Here is a 17,186-nt window from a genome sequence, read left to right on the forward strand (position 1 = left end):
CTAATCCTCACGTACAATGGAGACAAAATGCTCAGCAATTGCCTGATGCTCGTGAAACCCTGTCAGCTGATTAAAAATTTGCTCCAATGATCCTTCCTTGCTTTGCTCCTTCAATGCCTCGAAGCTGCCATCTGCAACAATTTCGCCGCCGTTCAGCAAAATAATGCGCGAGCTTATTTTCTCCACAACATCCATGATATGCGAGGAATAAAAGATCGTTTTGCCCATCTTCGCAAGCTGCGTCAGAATCTCCTTAACAACCATGACACTGTTTGCATCCAGACCGCTTAACGGCTCATCGAGAAACAACAAATCAGGGTTATGAAGCAAGCTGGAGATCAGCATCACCTTCTGCTTCATACCCTTGGAATAAGAAGCTATGCGCGAGTGATATACATCTTCCATTCCCAGTTGACGCATCAAACGGCGCGATTTGTGGTCAGCTGCATCAAAATCCATGCCATATAGCTCTCCGACGAATGTCAAATACTCCGATGCCGTTAAGTTATCATACAGTTCCGCGATTTCCGGGACATATCCGATCCTTTTTTTATAGGCGACATCCCCATTAGCGATATCTTTGCCAAATATGCGAATCTCCCCTGAATAGCCGCTTACCAGACCTAGCATGATCTTCACTGTGGTGCTCTTACCAGCGCCATTAGGGCCAATGTAGCCGATAATTTGTCCACGTCCAACCTCCAGATCAATGCCCCGCAATACATATCTGTCCTCGTATTTCATCCGCAGTTCTCTAATAGACAGTACGTTTTCCATAGCTTCCACCTGCTTTCTTTTTGCCGCATCCACTAATGATAGCAGAAATAAGATGGAAAAATCTACCTATTATGGCTGAACGACACGTTCATACTCGCTATTCGTTCACTTCCTCATACGCTCTCTCATACGTCTGAGCATCCCAAAGTTGCTCGAGTTCAGCCTCTTCGGAGAATTTGAGCGAGTATAGCCACCCTTTATCGTAAGGAGATTCATGGAGCATGTGTATAGATCTATCCAAAAGCAAATTCACAGCCACAACTTGACCAGATAACGGAGCGAACGTATCGTGTTCATCGTCCGAAATTGTTTCAATTGTACCCAGAAACTGCCCTTTCTGCACAAACGTCCCCATTTCGGGCAGCTCGATGAACACTACCATCCCTAGCTCCATAATGCCGTAATCGGTTAAGCCGATAATCGCCCGATCCCCTTCTATTCGTATCCAGAAATGATCCCTTGTATATTTCAAATGTGCTGGAACTGACACGTCCATTCGCCTCCAACGGAGAAAAAGCTCCTCAGCCCGCATTCGCATGCCAGCCGGAGGAGCTTCTTCATAATTGATAAATCTTATTTTACAACCAGATTTTTGTCGCCTGGTTTCCAGTTCATTGGGCACAAACCGCCGGATTGAAGCGCTTGAAGCACGCGAAGCGTTTCTTCTACGCTGCGGCCTACGTCATTGTGGTTAACAACTTCGTATTTCAGTTCGCCTTCTGGATCGATGATGAACAGACCGCGAAGCGCGATACCTTCTTCTTCGATCAGAACGCCGTAGTCACGAGCTACGGATTTCGTGATGTCAGCAGCAAGCGGGAATTCCAATTTGCCAAGACCGTTGTCATTGATTGGCGTATTGATCCAAGCTTTGTGCGTATGGATGCTGTCGATCGAAACACCAAGGATCTCAGTGTCCAGTTCTTTGAACTGGCTAGCTGCATGGCTCAATGCTGTAATTTCTGTAGGGCACACGAATGTGAAATCCAATGGGTAGAAGAACAATACTAACCATTTTCCTTTGTAATCGGACAATGAAGCTTTACCAAACGCTTTGCCATCACCTGTAGCTGTCTCCATTGTAAAATCTGGAGCTTGTTTACCAACTAAACGCTCTGCCATGTGTATAATTCCTCCTCAAATCTATCTTTATCATATAAAATGGTAACATCCGACTACTTGAAAGTCAATAATTAGATTTTATATTAATTAATAATTATTATCATAATAAAGTGAGGTTGAAAATGAACGAAACTAGCGCCCTCGAACATTACCTGGATGCACTCCATCCCTTATCGTGGGAACAGAAGCAGCGTTTCTTCAGCTTATTCACAGCATTCGCCATCGAAAAAAATGTACATCTGCTAAGGGCTGGCGACCGGGTCGAGCATCTTTACTTCTGTCTGTCGGGCAGCTTTCGCATGTATTACAGCACCTTCGAAGGCAGGGAACGCGTCAAGACGCTTGGTGCCGCAGGCGATTTTGTCACCTCCTACAGCGCACTTTTGACAGGATGCCCCTCGTCCATTTCCATTCAGGCGCTACAGTCTTCCAAACTGCTCAAGGCCCGGTTCTCGGACTTCAAGGCGCTAACCGCCGTCGATCCGGTTTGGGAGCGTGTCGCCCGGCTTGTATCCGAAGGGTTGTATATCAAGAAGGAGCGCAGGGAGATGCAGCTGTTGACACTTTCCGCAGAGGAGCGCTACCTCATCTTCCTCAATGAGTTTGGCCCGTGGGAGGATCAGTTTCCGCAGCATCATATCGCATCGTATTTGGGCATGACGCCCGTCGCGCTTAGCCGGATTCGCTCCAAGCTAAAAAAGCAATTTCATTAACCTGGGTTAATGAAGCTTCGGTCCTTTCTGTAATATGCTGAAGGCAACTCTTACGGAAGGATACGATTCCTATGAAATTATCTGGTCATTGCGTGCTTATTACAGGCGGTTCAGCCGGTATCGGGTTATCGCTGGCAACAAGGCTCTCCAAACTCGGCAATAAAGTCATTATCGCCAGCAGCAGTCAGGAAAAGCTGAATCAAGCGGTTCAATCCTGCCCGACTCTTATACCTTATGCGTGTAATCTTGACAATCTGGAAGCTCTGCCAGCATTCGCCGAAAAACTGATCGCCGAGCATCCCGATCTGAATCTTCTCATCAATAACGCCGGTATCCAGTTCCGCTATAACTGGCTGACGGAGCCCGATATTCCGGTTAAAATCAATCGGGAAATCCGGGTTAACCTCATCTCAGCCATGCAGATGTGCAGCGCCTTCCTGCCTCATTTGGCAAAGAAGCCGGAAGCCGCTATCGTCAATGTGTCATCCGGGCTCGGCCTCGTTCCCAAGAAGGAAGCTCCCGTATACTGCGCGACGAAAGCGGCCATACATATTTTTACCAAAAGCCTTCGCTATCAGCTTGCGGACACCACTGTCAAAGTGTTTGAAATCATTCCGCCTCTGGTCGACACTGAATTGACTCAAGGCCGCGGCAAAGGCAAAATTTCGCCTGATCAACTGACAGACGAATTTATCAACGCTTTCGAACGCAACCGTTATGAAATCCGCATCGGCAAAGTCAAGCTGCTGAACCTCATCAACCGATTGGCTCCCGCCGTCGCCGATCGCATTATGCGTGACAGATAAATCAATGGATGGCTCTGCGCCCGCGCAAAGTAAGTCCTAATTGCAAAAAAGAGCTCACCGGACGGGCAATCTCTGCGCTTCCGGCAAGCTCTTTTTTTTATTTACGCATAGCGTCTACGATCAGTTGACCCATTGCAACAGTACCAATGGCTTTGCTCTTATCCACAGCGATGTCGCCTGTGCGGTGACCCGCATCCAGCACTTCTTTTACAGCGCGCTCGATGGAATCCGCTGCTTCGTGGTATCCGAAAGTCAGGCGGAACATGAGTGCAACGGAAAGAATCGTTGCGATTGGATTGGAAATGCCTTGTCCAGCAATATCAGGCGCGGAACCGTGTACCGGCTCGTAGAGCCCGAAACTGCCTTCGCCAAGCGAAGCGGAGGACAACATGCCGATGGAACCTGTCAGCATCGCTGCTTCGTCGCTCAGAATGTCGCCAAACATGTTCTCTGTAACGATAACGTCAAAGCTGGATGGACGGCGCAGCAATTGCATTGCACAGTTGTCTACGAGCACGTGTTCCAGTTCAACATCCGGATAATCTACAGCGATCCGGTTCACTGTTTCGCGCCAGAGGCGAGAAGTTTCCAGAACGTTCGCTTTATCGACGGAAGCCAGCTTCTTGCGGCGCGTTTGAGCGATTTCGAAAGCTTGGCGAGCAATACGCTCAATCTCAGCAACGTTATATGCGCAAGTATCGACAGCTTCTTGACCGTTAGCCGTCTCACGGCGGAATTTCTCACCGAAGTAGATGCCGCCAGTCAATTCACGCACAACGATTAGGTCTGTGCCTTCCAGAACTTCGGGCTTCAACGTGGAAGCTTCTTTCAAGCAGTCGAAAATGACAGCCGGACGAATGTTTGAGAACAGTCCAAGCGCTTTACGAATGCCAAGAAGGCCAGTCTCAGGACGAAGCTCCTTGGAGTTGTTGTCCCATTTTGGACCGCCAACTGCTCCTAAAAGAACAGCATCTGCCGATTGGCAAACTTTCAGCGTTTCTTCCGGAAGCGGAGTGCCTTTCTCATCAATGGCAATCCCTCCGAACAAGGCATGCTCTGTTTCAAATTGATATCCGAACAATTCTTCGGTACGTTTCAATACTTTTTCCGCTTCTGCAACGACTTCTGGACCGATTCCGTCACCAGCGATTACAGCGATTTTTTTAACTTCTGCCATGACTATCCTTCACTCCTTAGAGTATTGTGTAAGCAACTCTTGCCTCATAAGCATATATGCTGATCTCATTGTACCATAACTGGCTTCTTATACTTAGATATAAAAGCTATTGCTTTTATAGGAATCGCCTATAAACCTAAGCATTAAAAATGGCATATACATTGCATTTTCTTTATATTTCGGGTGTTGGCGAGGTCCCTTGCGGCAACAGGGGCTCATACATCATTATTGCATGATTATCGGTTATCCATTCCTCATTGACAACTTCCCGCTGTCTGTTAACCACCCTGCGATAAATTTCATTATGGCGCACATACCCGCCCCAATATTCTTGCGTAATCCAGTGCTTATTCTCGTATATTTCGTACGTATACACAGGCGGTTGCTCCGCTCGCCATTCCCCGTCGAGATTCGTCTCTGTGAGATGAACAAAAAGCTGATATCGTTCATTCGTATCGTTGCGGATCTGCAAGTCGAGATAATTATAGAAACAGGTCGCCCCACTGCCAAACGGCTGACTCCTGCCCGAATCGGGAAACACGTCATAGCTATGCCGATATCTCTCTGTTACGGTTAGCGGCGTATGCAGCGTCATCCAGTAAATCAAGTTGGACAGCTGGCATAACCCGCCGCCAATTCCTGTCTGCACCTTCCCATGAAATAACACCATGCCGTCTACATACCCTTTTCTGCGCGTCGTATTACCGATCAAGCGCCAGTAGGAGAACGTCTCACCTGGCTCCAGCACAATGCCGCTAATCTGTTTGGCAGCAAGATGAAGATTGGTAACTTTGTTAAACTGAAGCCACATATCCACATCTTTCAACTGTCTGAGCAGCGGCGTTTGGTGGGTGAATACTCGGTAACCGAACGGCTCCGCCTGCCTGACTTTTGCATAAGACCGGCCGTCCAGATACCAGCGAAGATAGCGTCTCAGACGAAATACCTTTTTCCCGAGATATAGCCTCATTTTGCTTCGATGAATCGGTTTCAGCACGTTGCTCCCCATCCTTTATTCAATTTCCAGGGATCGTTTATTCTTTAATAGCTACAATTCTTAACCGTTTATAGTCGGCGAACCAAACCCCGTCAGCAAATAAGGCTGGTCTTGCGGCATGTGCTATCTTCTCAAAAATCGATCCTCTATCCGATGCAGGGATATTCTTGAAAAATTCATCAGCGGCGAAACCATTCAACCAATGAAAAAGCCCATTCTCACCATCTTCCAACTGCGTAGGACGATCAAAGTGAGCCGCATAGGTCACTCGAAACCCTTGTTTTTCAAGTAATAAACTATATTCCCCTATGCTCGGAAAGTACCAAGGATTGCGCTGGCTTGCATCAATCCCGTAATCTTGGGAGAGCACATCATAAATTCCACGCACAATATGCTCTACGTTACCTTTCCCGCCAAATTCCGCAACAAAACGTCCACCTTTCTCCAATGCGTTCCAAACGCTAGCGACCACACTTTCCGCATCCTTCACCCAATGCAGTACCGCATTAGAGAAGACTGCCTGCACAGGCGCATCCAAAGCAAACGACTCTGCATTGCCAGTAACAAATTCAAGGTTCGGGTATTTTTGGCGCGCTTTTTCAACCATACGTTCCGAATAATCCATCCCAATGACCGAAGCGCCAGATTGAGCAATCTCACTGCTTAGATCACCTGTCCCGCAACCCAAATCAAGTATGCGTTCCCCTTTTTGTGCATCGAGCAGTTCGACCACACCTTTTCCAAACTGTGAAACAAAACCTAATTTATTATCGTATAATTCCGGCTTCCAACTATGCGTCGATCCCATCGCTTATACCCCCTCGAAAAATGTAGTAAACTTATTGTTACATAAAATTGGAAATTGGTGAAATATATAAAACAAATCATATTGATAGGTATTACCTATAGTGTTTAAACTCACAAAATAACGCAAGGGAACCTTGTCTAATCCCATACGCCAGGCATGGGGAGGAAATTGGATATGGGGTTCCAACCGCTGTTAAAGTCGTGTTCCTTGATTGGACAAGGTGGTGCGAACACGCCTTTAAAGGCGGCCGCTATCGCTTTTCCACCCCATATCCATTCCCTCTGTTCTACTTTTGTGCTGCCTTCCACTTTCTCTTTTGATTAACCTGTCTTCCATCCGGTATTCCTAACCCATCAACACCCCTGTTAGATTCCGGGTACATTTCGCCTCCGCTAGTTTCGCAAGAAAACCGAGGAGGTGTTGCCGGATCGCCAATTCCCTATGCACAGCGATATCAACGGAACTACGAAGCCTTATTCCACCATAACGTCCCTTTTCTCCCCCTGAAGAGGAACTAGGGTGCGTTAAATGAGCGCAATGGTGCCTACAACCCAGCATTTCCTGCTCATAAGGTACGGTAGTTCCGCGAAATGCCCCTACAGCCGTAAATACCGCCTCTTAACGCATCCACGTTCCACTCACCCGTGCAAAATAGACAATCTATCGAAGATTGAGGCGGTATGGGGCGATCCAAACCGCTGTGATGCTTCCGAATCTTCGGATCTTCTTCGTCCATCCTATCAAATGCTCGTACCCCACGATGCGTGCGGAATCTCTCCGCTCTGCGAGCTCGTCACATACATACCTGACGCTTTAGTTCTGTAAAGGATTTAAACATTCTGACCAAAAAAACACCCGCGGCGCCTGTTACCAAGCCTGCGGGTATCTTTGACTTCCATTATGCATTTTGTAAATATGATTCCATTGCCTTAGCCAACTTCTGCATGCCAAGAATCGTAGTTTCGCGATCCGTGTGCGTATAGTTGAGACGCATCGTATTGTATTTCGGATTTTCAGCAAAAAATGTGGAGCCAGGCACGAAAGCCACACCTTCTTTTACCGCAATTTTGAGAAGATCCTCTGCCCGGATTTGTTCCGGAAGCTCCACCCAGATGAACATGCCGCCTTTCGGTTCTTCCCATGTTAAACCAGGCCATTTCAAATCAGCTAGCAAGCCTGTCATGAACTTCATCCGATCGCGATAATGTTCGCGAATGAGCGAAATATGCGCATCCAGATCAAAATGCTCGAGCAAATGATAAAGAGTCTGCTGATCGATCGTGCTCGAGTGCAAATCAGCCGATTGTTTAAACCGCGCCATTTGACTGATAATAGCTTTGTCCGCCATTACCCATCCTGTACGGAATGCAGGAGCTACCGTTTTGGAGAACGTACTGGTATAGACTACGCAGCCGCCTTCCTCAGATCCGCCTAAGGAGTAGATCGTAGGGTAGCTCTCCGATTCATCAAACTGGATCTCCCCATACGGATCATCCTCAAGAATCAGCACTTCATGTTTGCGGCATAAATCCAGCAAGCCTTGACGGCGTTCCAGACTCCATGCGCGGCCCGCAGGGTTCGAGAAAGTAGGGATGACGTAAACCATCTTCGGGTTATGCTTCGCAATTTTCACCGCGAGGTCATCCAGGAGCATCCCGTCGTTATCGCTGTCAACGGAATACACTTTAGCGCCTTTGGCTTGAAAGACTTGAATTGCTGCCAAATAGGTCGGGCGTTCGACAAGAACAACGTCATCTTCGTCAATGTAAGACCGTGTGAGAAGATCGATTGCTTGTTGAGAGCCTGTTGTCAGCAGCATTTTGTCCGGCGTTACGTGCATATTCTTGGCAGCCATGCGGCGGCAAAGGGATTCGCGCAGCGGCATGTAGCCTTCGGTTAATCCATATTGCAGCGCTGATTTGCCACCAGCGATAACGCGCTTGAACGCGTCGCTCACAGCATCCAGCGGGAAAAACTCCTCAGCCGGCAAACCGCCTGCGAAGGAAATAATGGAGCTGCCTTGTGTTAACTTCAAGATTTCTCTTACTGCCGAAGAGGAGAAACCTTCCAACGATTTGGAAAATCGATACTTCATAACGGGCGCATCCTCTCAAGGTTGTAGAAAGCACCCCACTTCTCTTCAGATGGAGGTGAGGTGCTCATCTTGCTGAGCTTTAGAAGCTTGTCGTTAAATCAACGTGACGTTGCTTCTATTGCTCGTTGGCGTTTTTCTTTTTTCAATGAGTCTATTCACTGCATCCAAATAGGCTTTGGCGCTTGCTTCAAGAATGTCAGTAGAAATGCCGCGGCCTTGAACAGATACATCGTTTTGTTTTAGTACCACGTGTACTTCTCCGAGCGCATCTTTACCATGTGAAACGGATTTGATCGAGTAATCGTCGAGCTCGACTTCTTCCTTCGTCACTTTGTCAATGGCATTGTAAATCGCATCGACAGAGCCGTTGCCGACTGCGCTTTCAGCGATTTCGCTGCCGTCTTGAAGACGAACATGCACGGTAGCGGTCGGCGTCATTTGGTTGCCGTACGCTACTTGCAGCGTGCCGAGCGCGAACACTTCCGGCGTCTCGATCAGTTTTTCTTCGATCAACGCGCGGATGTCCTCGTCTTCTACATTTTTCTTGCGATCTGCCAGATCCTTGAACTTGGCAAAAGCGGCATTGATCTGCTCGTCACCAAGATCGTAGCCAAGGTCGATCAGCTTTTCACGGAACGCGTGGCGGCCCGAATGTTTGCCCATCACGAGCTTGCTCTCTTTGACACCGATTGTCTCAGGAGAGATAATCTCGTAGGTCGTTTTCTCCTTCAGCATGCCATCCTGATGAATGCCGGACTCATGGGCGAACGCGTTAGCGCCGACGATCGCTTTGTTGCCTGGCACCACCATGCCGGTCAGCTTGCTGACCAAGCGGCTGGTGCGGTAGATCTCGCTCAGCACAAGCGATGTCTTCGCTTGGAAAAACTCTTGGCGCGTTTCAAGCGCAAGCGCCACTTCCTCGAGCGAGGTGTTGCCTGCCCGCTCGCCGATGCCGTTGATAGTGCCTTCGATTTGATCAGCACCATTCAACACAGCCGCCAGCGCGTTCGCAGTCGCCATGCCGAGGTCGTCATGGCAGTGCGCGCTCAGTTGAATCTTCTCAATGCCAGGCACGGTTTCCTTCACCATTTTGAAAATATTGCCGTAGTCGTACGGTGTCATATACCCGACTGTATCCGGAATATTTACAACCGTCGCGCCTGCTTTGATAGCCATTGCCGTTACTTCCGCGATGAAATCCAGCTCCGTACGTCCTGCATCCTCTAAGGAGAATTCAATTTTGCTAAAATATTTCTTCGCATATTTGATAGCCGCCTCAGCCGTCTCCAGCACCTGGTGCTTCTCCATCTTCAGTTTATACTGGCGATGAATTGGCGATGTTGCCAGGAAAAGATGGATGCATGGATCTTGCGCGCCCTGCAGTGCTTCTCTTACGGCTTCGATATCTTGCTCCCGGGATCGGGAAAGACCGATAACCGAAGCGTTCTTGACGGCTCTGGCAACTGCGTTGACAGCTGCCAAATCACCTGGCGATGCCGCAGGAAAGCCGGCCTCCATCCGATCAATGCCCAGCTTCTCCAATTGCAGCGCAATCTCAACCTTTTCCTGCACGTTCAGGTTCACGCCGGGCGATTGTTCTCCGTCTCTCAGAGTTGTATCAAAGATGTAAATTTTACGCACCGTGTCACCTCCTAAGAGTTTCTTGTAAATTTGTTAAAACAGTACTTCCAAGAAGTTAGACCGTTCCGGTCTTCAGCATTTGCCTCCAATCGCTGTTGAAAACTTATCCCCTCATCCAACTTAAATTCAAAAGGTAGGGATAAGTTTTCAAAGGCGAACGCTGACGCTTTTCCGGCAAATACTGAGCCCTCCACTGGGCTTCTCGAAGAAGGTTTTAAAGATTTAACACTAAAACTTTACTCGTCTAAATAGTATTTACAGGGAGCGATTGGGAAATCCATCCCAATCACTCCCTGTGTATGTTAATACCTATAAGTGCTTACAATTACTTTTTGATCCAGTGCATCATTTCACGCAATTGACCGCCAACAACCTCGATTGGGTGCTGAGCTTCGTTGCGGCGAGTTGCATTCATGAAAGCGAAGTTGGATTGGTTTTCCAAGATGAAGTCGCGAGCGAATTTACCTTGTTGGATATCGGAAAGCACTTCTTTCATTGCTTTCTTCGTTTCAGCTGTGATAATACGAGGGCCAGTTACATAGTCACCGTACTCCGCAGTGTTGGAGATGGAGCTGCGCATGGAAGCAAGTCCGCCTTCATACATCATGTCAACGATCAATTTAAGCTCGTGCAAGCACTCGAAGTAAGCCATTTCAGGTGCATAACCAGCTTCAACCAATGTTTCGAAACCTGCTTTAACGAGTTCAGAAGCACCACCGCAAAGAACGGCTTGCTCACCAAACAGGTCAGTTTCTGTTTCTTCACGGAAGGAAGTTTCAATAACCCCTGCGCGTGTACAGCCAATACCTTTTGCATAAGCAAGACCGATTGCTTTTGCGTTGCCAGTAGCGTCTTTCTCGATTGCGATCAAACCAGGAACGCCAAAGCCTTCTACATACGTACGGCGTACCATGTGACCTGGGGATTTAGGAGCAACCAGGAATACATCCGTACCTTCTGGAGCTACGATTTGTCCAAAGTGAATGTTGAAGCCGTGGGAGAACATCAAAGCTGCGCCTTTTTTCATGTTAGGTGCAATGGACTCACGGTATACGCGAGCTTGTGTTTCATCCGGCATCAAGATTTGAATCACGTCAGCGCGTCTTGCCGCTTCTTCAACGGATACAACTTCGAAACCGTCATTTTTTGCTGTGTTCCAAGAACGGCCTTCACGAAGACCGATAATAACGTTCAATCCGCTGTCACGCAAGTTTTGTGCTTGTGCGTGCCCTTGGGAACCATAACCAACAACTGCGATTGTTTTACCTTTTAATACCGCTAAGTCTGCATCTTTTTCATAATAAGTCGTAACTGCCATTTGAATAAATCCTCCTTTGATATGATGAATCCGTATTTGTCTACCCCTTGAATGGGTGTTTCAACGATTTACCCTATTGGAGCACTAAAGGGTACATCGCTGAAAGCCCCACTCAAGGAGGCTTTGCCCGCTAATTCCTTACTATGGTTCAACTTGCTTATCGTACTAAACCGCGAATCATTGCCGTGGCTCCCGTACGGGAAAGCTCACGAATGCCATAAGGGCGAAGCAATTCGACCATAGCATCTATTTTATCTGAATCTCCGACAACTTGCACGATAATTGAATTAGGCCCGATATCAACAACCGCCGCGCGGAACGTTTCGACGATCCCGAGAATCTCTGGACGCATCGTTGGTTCTGCATTTACTTTGATAAGCGCAAGCTCTCTGGCTACCATCGGGTTCGAGCTAAGATCGACAACCTTGATGACATCGATAAGCTTGTACAATTGTTTGGAGATTTGCTCCAAAGTGTCATCGTCACCCGTCGTGACGATGACCATCCGGGAAAGTCCGATTTCTTCGGACTCTCCTACGGTGATGCTTTCAATATTAAAGCCTCTGCGTCCGAACAGGCCGGATACACGTTGCAGAACGCCAGGCTGATTGTTTACGAGTACGGAAACCGTATGCTTAGTTATCATCATTCCGAATCCCCCATTAACATGTCGCTTATTGTGTCGCCCGCTTTAACCATCGGGAAGACGTTCTCGCCTTTTGGAACAACGAAATCAATAACGACCGGTCCTGGCGTATCAAGCGCTTCTTGCCAAGCTTTGCGAGCTTCTTCCTTTGTCGTAGCACGCAAGCCTTTTACGCCGTATGCTTCAGCCAGTTTCACGAAGTCCGGGCTGCCCGCCAGATCGATGTGGCTGTAACGGTTATCGTAGATGATTTCCTGCCACTGACGAACCATGCCCAGCACCTGATTGTTAATAATAACAATCTTCACCGGAATGTTGTGAATCGCGCAGATAGCAAGTTCCTGCGCACACATTTGCACGCCGCCATCACCGTTAATCGATACTACAAGCTTATCCGGATTGCCCATTTGCGCACCGATTGCCGAAGGGAATCCGAAGCCCATCGTGCCGAGTCCGCCGGAAGTAACCAGCGAGCGAGGATTTTTGAACCGGTAGAATTGAGCTGCCCACATTTGGTGCTGCCCAACGTCCGTTGTTATGATCGCTTCACCTTTTGTCGTCTCACTGATCATCTCGACCACAAATTGCGGCTTCAATTGATCGTCTCTTTGGTCATATTTCAGCGGGAACTTCTCTTTGCTCTCCTGAATTTCCGCGATCCAAGCTGCGCTCTTTGCAGGCTTCGCTTTCGTATTCGCGTATTCCAGAACCACTTTAATATCTCCAACACAAGGAATATCGGTCTTCACGTTTTTCCCGATTTCGGCAGGATCAACATCAATGTGCGCGATTTTCTTCACTTTCGGAGCGAAACCGTTCAGGTTCATCGTCACACGGTCATCAAATCGGGAACCGATGGAGATCAGCAGATCCGCATTTTGAATCGCCGAGTTAGCCGTATACGTTCCATGCATGCCCGGCATCCCCATCCAAAGCTCATGTGCGCTTGGGAAGCCGCTTAATCCAAGCAAGGTCGTTGCAACCGGAATCTGTGTTTTATTTACAAACTCAATTAATTCTTCGGAAGCATTCGCGTAGACAACGCCGCCGCCTGCGATAATAACCGGACGTTCCGCTTCTTCTATCGCCTTGATCAGCTTATCTACTTGCAGCTTGTTCGGTTGAACCGTCGGGTTATAACCGCGAATGCTCACATCAGTGACTGGTTTGAACACAGTCTTATGAGCGGATACATCCTTTGGTATGTCAATGAGAACCGGACCCTTACGACCTGAGTTCGCAATATGGAAAGCTTCATGAATAATGCGCGGCAGATCCTCTACATCCCGTACCAGATAGCTGTGTTTCGTTATCGGCATCGTAATGCCAGTAATGTCAGCCTCTTGGAAAGCATCCGTACCAATGAAATTTGTAGCTACGTTTCCTGTAATAACAACCAGTGGAACGGAATCCATATATGCTGTAGCGATTCCAGTGACGAGGTTCGTTGCCCCCGGTCCGGAAGTTGCAATACATACGCCAACTTTGCCAGTGGAACGTGCATATCCGTCAGCAGCATGAATGGCCCCTTGCTCGTGTCTTGTCAGTAAGTGGTTAAAATCAGAAAAGCCATGCATGGCATCATAGATGAACAAAACAGCGCCGCCTGGATAACCAAAGACGCAATCCACACCCTCCAGCAATAAGCTTCTGAGCAGTATCTCCGATCCTGTAATCAGATCCGGCTGTGTCAGCTTTGTAATCAATTCTTCTTTTGACCGTTTTGGTTCAGTTTGAACATTCATTGTGATCCTCCTCTCAAAAAGTCAGTCCCTGTGAATCATCAAGCTTCTTTGAAAATAAGAAAAACCCCAATCATCCCGAACACGCACGTGACGTGTTTAACGGGACGAAAGGGGTTAAAGCTTCCGTGGTACCACCCAAATTTGCTACGCGCCTCACAGCACATAGCCTTAGCAGGTATGATCCCTAAGGAACAATACCCTCAGCACGGTAACGTGTGCTATTCCGATTCTCCCTACTGCATAGCGGCTGTGCCGCGCGTTTCAGGAAAACAGCTCCGAGGTGACCTCGTAAGTAAGGGATTAAGGCGATGGTTTCAGCAAGCCCAACGCTCTCTGCGCATAAGTGCCCTTGTTACTTCTTCCTCTTCATAGCCGATTCGATAGTGTTGAATCACCATATAGAATATGATTTGTAGATAATTATATGCATCCCCCGAGCAATAGTCAATAGTCTGGTTTGAATAAAACAAATTACGGCGAGAGAAGATAATACCAATTCAGGAAGTTAGGGGGGACTGCTGATGAATTCGTCCAAGAAACCTGCGCTCCCGTTATCAGCGGATTTGCTGAGCAATGTGAATATGCTTCAGTCCCGACTCGGCAACAGTCCCGATGTGATTATCCGGTTTCTTGATATGAAGCTGTCTCAGGAACATTGTTCATTAGCTCTTGTTTATATCGACGGCCTAGTTCATTCAGATTCAATCCATGAGCATCTCATCCAACCTCTCCTGGCTGTTCAAGAGACGGATAAGGTCAACGAGCAGTATATAGGCATCCGCGATGTGCTGCAGCAAATCCTCTCCATTGGCAAATTGTCGACAGCAGAACATGACTCATCTGTACTGGCTGCTGTATTGCATGGTGATACCGCAATCCTCATTGACGGGGTTGACGAGGCCCTATTAGCCAATACGTCGGGCTCGGAAACACGTTCCATCGAAGAGCCCCAAACACAAACTGTCATCCGGGGGCCGAAGGAAGGCTTCACCGAAAATATAAGAACCAACACCATGCTGCTGCGAAGAAAAATCAGATCGCCTGATCTTCGCTTTGAAAGTTTAAAGATCGGCCGGTACACCCAGACAGAAGTGAATGTGGCTTATTTGGACGGCGTAGCCAACGAACAAGTACTAGAAGAATTGAAACGCCGCTTACACGCTATCGATACCGACAGCATCCTGGAGAGCGCCTATATCGAGGAGTTTATCGAAGATAAAATATACACGCCATTCCCGACGCTTATGAACACGGAAAGGCCTGATGCCGCAGCGGCAGGGATTCTGGAAGGCCAAATCATCATCATGATTGACGGAACGCCTTTTGTTCTGCTGGCTCCCGTTACCTTTTTTAAATTTCTACAATCAAGCGAGGACTATTATCAGAGGTACGATATTGCGTCCTTTGTACGCTTAATCCGATACGTATCGTTCATAACCTCCATGCTGCTGCCGTCTCTTTACATTGCAGTCACCACATTTCATCATGAAATGCTGCCTACCACTCTGCTCGTTGGCCTGGCAGCCCAGCGTGAAGGCGTTCCCTTCCCTGCACTAGTGGAGGCATTCCTGATGGAAATTACATTCGAGGTGCTAAGGGAAGCGGGCGTACGGATGCCAAGAGTCGTCGGACCCGCTATTTCCATCGTAGGCGCGCTCGTTCTTGGCCAAGCTGCCGTTCAAGCCGGACTCGTGTCTGCAGCCATGGTCATTGTTGTTTCCTTTACGGCTATTTCCAACTTTGTGACTCCGGCTATTAACTTGGCAGTAGCTGCTCGGTTAATACGCTTCTTACTCATGCTTCTTGCGGGATCTCTCGGTTTATTCGGCATATTAACCGGCTGCATGGCTATTTTGATTCATATGGCCTCCATCAAATCGTTCGGCATTCCTTATCTGTCCCCTTTTGCTCCTTTTGTTAAACCAAATATGAAAGATATACTCATTCGTTTGCCTTGGTGGAAATTGAAAACCCGCCCCACGGTTATGACCAAAAACATTAACAGACAACCCGCCGATCGGCCATCGGCATCTACGAAGAAAAACAAATCATGATAACTCTGCAAGGGGGGCTATGCACGATGTTGAACAAACCACGCATGGTCTTCAAAGGGTTCACTGCGCTCATCATCTGCCTGTTCCTTGCGGGATGCTGGGATCGAACCGAACTGAATAAAATCGGCATTACTTCGGCAACCGCAATCGACTGGGACCAAGACCACTGGACGGTCTCCTACCAGTTGGTCATTCCACAATCGATTTCCAGCCAAAATGCCGGAGGCGGTTCCAATCGGCAGGCTCCTGTCATGGTATTCTCGACAACCGGAGACTCCATTCAATCAGCCAACCAGCATGCAAGCTTGGAAATGCCGCGTTCGCTCTTTTTTGCTCACAATCGCGTGGTTATCATTGGCGAAGAAGCTGCTCGCAAGGGTATTGTCCAAATGCTTGATATCTACTTGAGGAGCTCAAGCGCCCGCGAAACCGTCAGTGTTTTTGTAACTAGGGAAACTGGCAGAAAAATATTAGAACAACTTGTACCTATGGAGAAAATACCTGGCAGCTCGCTGCAAAATATGCTCCTTAACGAGGATAAACAGGGCTCTTCCCTGAAACAAGTTATGATCTACCAGTTGGCTATGGGTATGGGCGGAGACTCCGGTTACACAGCCATTCCTGAAGTCTTCATAGCAGGTAAAGAGGGGAAGTCCACCTCCATCGACGCGATGAAAAGCACCGTCTTTGACAGCAAGTTGAAGATGGGGCGTCTAGGTATTTTCAAAAAAGATAAATTGATCGGATGGATGTCCAATCAGGAAGCCTATGGCATTAACTGGATTACGAACCACGTTAACCAGTCCCTATTGATCTTCGGCTGCACACCGGGAGATAAACAACGTCAAGCAGCTGTTCGTGTTTATCAAGCCAAGACCCATCTGACTCCTGTGCGAATCAATGGCGGATGGGTCATGAAAGCCGATGTTCGCGCATCCTCTCAGCTCATCGAGAACGGTTGCGGCATCGACGTAACCAAGCCGGAAGGCATTCACGCCATGGAGAAATTAATTAACCAGGAAATGGATTCTATCATGCAAACAGCGCTGCAAAAGGCCAAAGATATGAAAGCGGATGTGCTGGATTTCGGAGGCCACATTCATAGGAAAGATCCGAAGTACTGGAAACAATTCTCAGGAGACTGGGACAATCAATTTGCACAAATCCCCATGGAAACCTCCATCCAAATTAATATTAAACGACTAGGGATGAGCACCAAGCCATTCGTCAATCTCATCAACGGTAAGGACGAATAATCAAAATCGGGAGAAAGGGTGACAATAGAAT

Annotated in this window: 15 protein-coding genes; 4 read left to right on the forward strand and 11 right to left on the reverse strand. The window is 48.0% G+C overall.

The genetic code is table 11. The features are described 5' to 3' along the window. The 3 genes from ABRS97_RS11700 to ABRS97_RS11710 all read right to left on the reverse strand — a co-directional run bounded on the left by ABRS97_RS11700 (position 1) and on the right by ABRS97_RS11710 (position 1,899). A complete protein-coding gene (locus ABRS97_RS11700; protein ID WP_367814001.1) occupies positions 1-777 on the reverse strand; it encodes an ABC transporter ATP-binding protein in 777 nt (258 codons plus the stop codon). Positions 778-874: 97 nt separating this feature from the next. Beyond that, the gene (locus tag ABRS97_RS11705; protein ID WP_367814003.1) at positions 875-1,267 is read right to left on the reverse strand and encodes a glycine cleavage system protein H; all 393 of its coding nucleotides are present in this window, start codon (positions 1,265-1,267) and stop codon (positions 875-877) included. Between the two features lie 83 nt (positions 1,268-1,350). Then, positions 1,351-1,899 (reverse strand): peroxiredoxin, encoded by a 549-nt coding sequence (locus ABRS97_RS11710; protein WP_367814005.1) that lies wholly within the window; start codon positions 1,897-1,899, stop codon positions 1,351-1,353. A gap of 122 nt (positions 1,900-2,021) precedes the next feature. Here ABRS97_RS11710 and ABRS97_RS11715 point away from each other — a divergent pair, with 122 nt between their 5' ends. Then, on the forward strand, positions 2,022-2,612 hold the full coding sequence (locus ABRS97_RS11715) for a Crp/Fnr family transcriptional regulator (RefSeq protein WP_367814007.1): 591 nt from the start codon (positions 2,022-2,024) through the stop codon (positions 2,610-2,612). Between the two features lie 71 nt (positions 2,613-2,683). Next, entirely contained in the window at positions 2,684-3,418 is a 735-nt protein-coding gene (locus ABRS97_RS11720) for an SDR family oxidoreductase (RefSeq protein ID WP_367814008.1), read from the forward strand. A gap of 97 nt (positions 3,419-3,515) precedes the next feature. On the opposite strand, the gene leuB is transcribed toward ABRS97_RS11720, so the two are convergent. The 8 genes from leuB to ilvB all read right to left on the reverse strand — a co-directional run bounded on the left by leuB (position 3,516) and on the right by ilvB (position 13,845). Continuing rightward, positions 3,516-4,595, reverse strand: coding sequence for a 3-isopropylmalate dehydrogenase (gene leuB, locus ABRS97_RS11725; protein WP_367814010.1), 1,080 nt, complete (start codon positions 4,593-4,595; stop codon positions 3,516-3,518). A gap of 172 nt (positions 4,596-4,767) precedes the next feature. Beyond that, entirely contained in the window at positions 4,768-5,565 is a 798-nt protein-coding gene (locus ABRS97_RS11730; protein WP_367814287.1) for a VanW family protein, read from the reverse strand. A gap of 64 nt (positions 5,566-5,629) precedes the next feature. Further along, positions 5,630-6,400, reverse strand: a complete 771-nt coding sequence (locus tag ABRS97_RS11735; RefSeq protein WP_367814012.1) for a class I SAM-dependent methyltransferase — start codon at positions 6,398-6,400, stop codon at positions 5,630-5,632. A gap of 898 nt (positions 6,401-7,298) precedes the next feature. Continuing rightward, positions 7,299-8,495, reverse strand: a complete 1,197-nt coding sequence (locus ABRS97_RS11740; RefSeq protein WP_367814014.1) for an aminotransferase-like domain-containing protein — start codon at positions 8,493-8,495, stop codon at positions 7,299-7,301. 93 nt (positions 8,496-8,588) lie between these two features. Next, entirely contained in the window at positions 8,589-10,136 is a 1,548-nt protein-coding gene (locus ABRS97_RS11745) for a 2-isopropylmalate synthase (RefSeq protein ID WP_367814016.1), read from the reverse strand. A 325-nt stretch (positions 10,137-10,461) separates the two neighbouring features. Beyond that, positions 10,462-11,454 carry a ketol-acid reductoisomerase gene (gene ilvC / locus ABRS97_RS11750; RefSeq protein ID WP_367814018.1) on the reverse strand — a complete coding sequence of 331 codons (993 nt, stop codon included), beginning with the start codon at positions 11,452-11,454 and terminating at the stop codon, positions 10,462-10,464. A 157-nt stretch (positions 11,455-11,611) separates the two neighbouring features. After that, positions 11,612-12,100 (reverse strand): acetolactate synthase small subunit, encoded by a 489-nt coding sequence (gene ilvN, locus ABRS97_RS11755; protein ID WP_367814289.1) that lies wholly within the window; start codon positions 12,098-12,100, stop codon positions 11,612-11,614. Further along, on the reverse strand, positions 12,100-13,845 hold the full coding sequence (gene ilvB, locus ABRS97_RS11760; protein WP_367814020.1) for a biosynthetic-type acetolactate synthase large subunit: 1,746 nt from the start codon (positions 13,843-13,845) through the stop codon (positions 12,100-12,102). The genes ilvN and ilvB overlap by 1 nt, the downstream gene beginning before the upstream one ends. A 521-nt stretch (positions 13,846-14,366) precedes the next feature. On the opposite strand from ilvB, the gene ABRS97_RS11765 reads away from it, so the two are divergent. Together ABRS97_RS11765 and ABRS97_RS11770 are read left to right on the forward strand one after the other, a co-directional pair. After that, positions 14,367-15,899, forward strand: coding sequence for a spore germination protein (locus tag ABRS97_RS11765; protein ID WP_367814022.1), 1,533 nt, complete (start codon positions 14,367-14,369; stop codon positions 15,897-15,899). Between the two features lie 26 nt (positions 15,900-15,925). Continuing rightward, positions 15,926-17,155 (forward strand): Ger(x)C family spore germination protein, encoded by a 1,230-nt coding sequence (locus tag ABRS97_RS11770; RefSeq protein ID WP_367814024.1) that lies wholly within the window; start codon positions 15,926-15,928, stop codon positions 17,153-17,155. Positions 17,156-17,186 lie beyond the last annotated feature (31 nt).

Source organism: Paenibacillus tabacirhizosphaerae (assembly GCF_040812395.1).
Lineage (GTDB): Bacteria > Bacillota > Bacilli > Paenibacillales > NBRC-103111 > Paenibacillus_E.

Excerpts from the sequence above, each read along its gene's own strand:
- ABRS97_RS11700 (WP_367814001.1), bottom strand. The coding sequence starts at position 777 with ATGGAAAACGTACTGTCTATTAGAGAACTGCGGATGAAATACGAGGAC.
- ABRS97_RS11710 (WP_367814005.1), bottom strand. The coding sequence starts at position 1,899 with ATGGCAGAGCGTTTAGTTGGTAAACAAGCTCCAGATTTTACAATGGAG.
- ABRS97_RS11715 (WP_367814007.1), top strand. The coding sequence starts at position 2,022 with ATGAACGAAACTAGCGCCCTCGAACATTACCTGGATGCACTCCATCCC.
- ABRS97_RS11720 (WP_367814008.1), top strand. The coding sequence starts at position 2,684 with ATGAAATTATCTGGTCATTGCGTGCTTATTACAGGCGGTTCAGCCGGT.
- leuB (WP_367814010.1), bottom strand. The coding sequence starts at position 4,595 with ATGGCAGAAGTTAAAAAAATCGCTGTAATCGCTGGTGACGGAATCGGT.
- ABRS97_RS11730 (WP_367814287.1), bottom strand. The coding sequence starts at position 5,565 with ATGAGGCTATATCTCGGGAAAAAGGTATTTCGTCTGAGACGCTATCTT.
- ABRS97_RS11735 (WP_367814012.1), bottom strand. The coding sequence starts at position 6,400 with ATGGGATCGACGCATAGTTGGAAGCCGGAATTATACGATAATAAATTA.
- ABRS97_RS11740 (WP_367814014.1), bottom strand. The coding sequence starts at position 8,495 with ATGAAGTATCGATTTTCCAAATCGTTGGAAGGTTTCTCCTCTTCGGCA.
- ilvC (WP_367814018.1), bottom strand. The coding sequence starts at position 11,454 with ATGGCAGTTACGACTTATTATGAAAAAGATGCAGACTTAGCGGTATTA.
- ilvN (WP_367814289.1), bottom strand. The coding sequence starts at position 12,100 with ATGATAACTAAGCATACGGTTTCCGTACTCGTAAACAATCAGCCTGGC.
- ilvB (WP_367814020.1), bottom strand. The coding sequence starts at position 13,845 with ATGAATGTTCAAACTGAACCAAAACGGTCAAAAGAAGAATTGATTACA.
- ABRS97_RS11765 (WP_367814022.1), top strand. The coding sequence starts at position 14,367 with ATGAATTCGTCCAAGAAACCTGCGCTCCCGTTATCAGCGGATTTGCTG.
- ABRS97_RS11770 (WP_367814024.1), top strand. The coding sequence starts at position 15,926 with ATGTTGAACAAACCACGCATGGTCTTCAAAGGGTTCACTGCGCTCATC.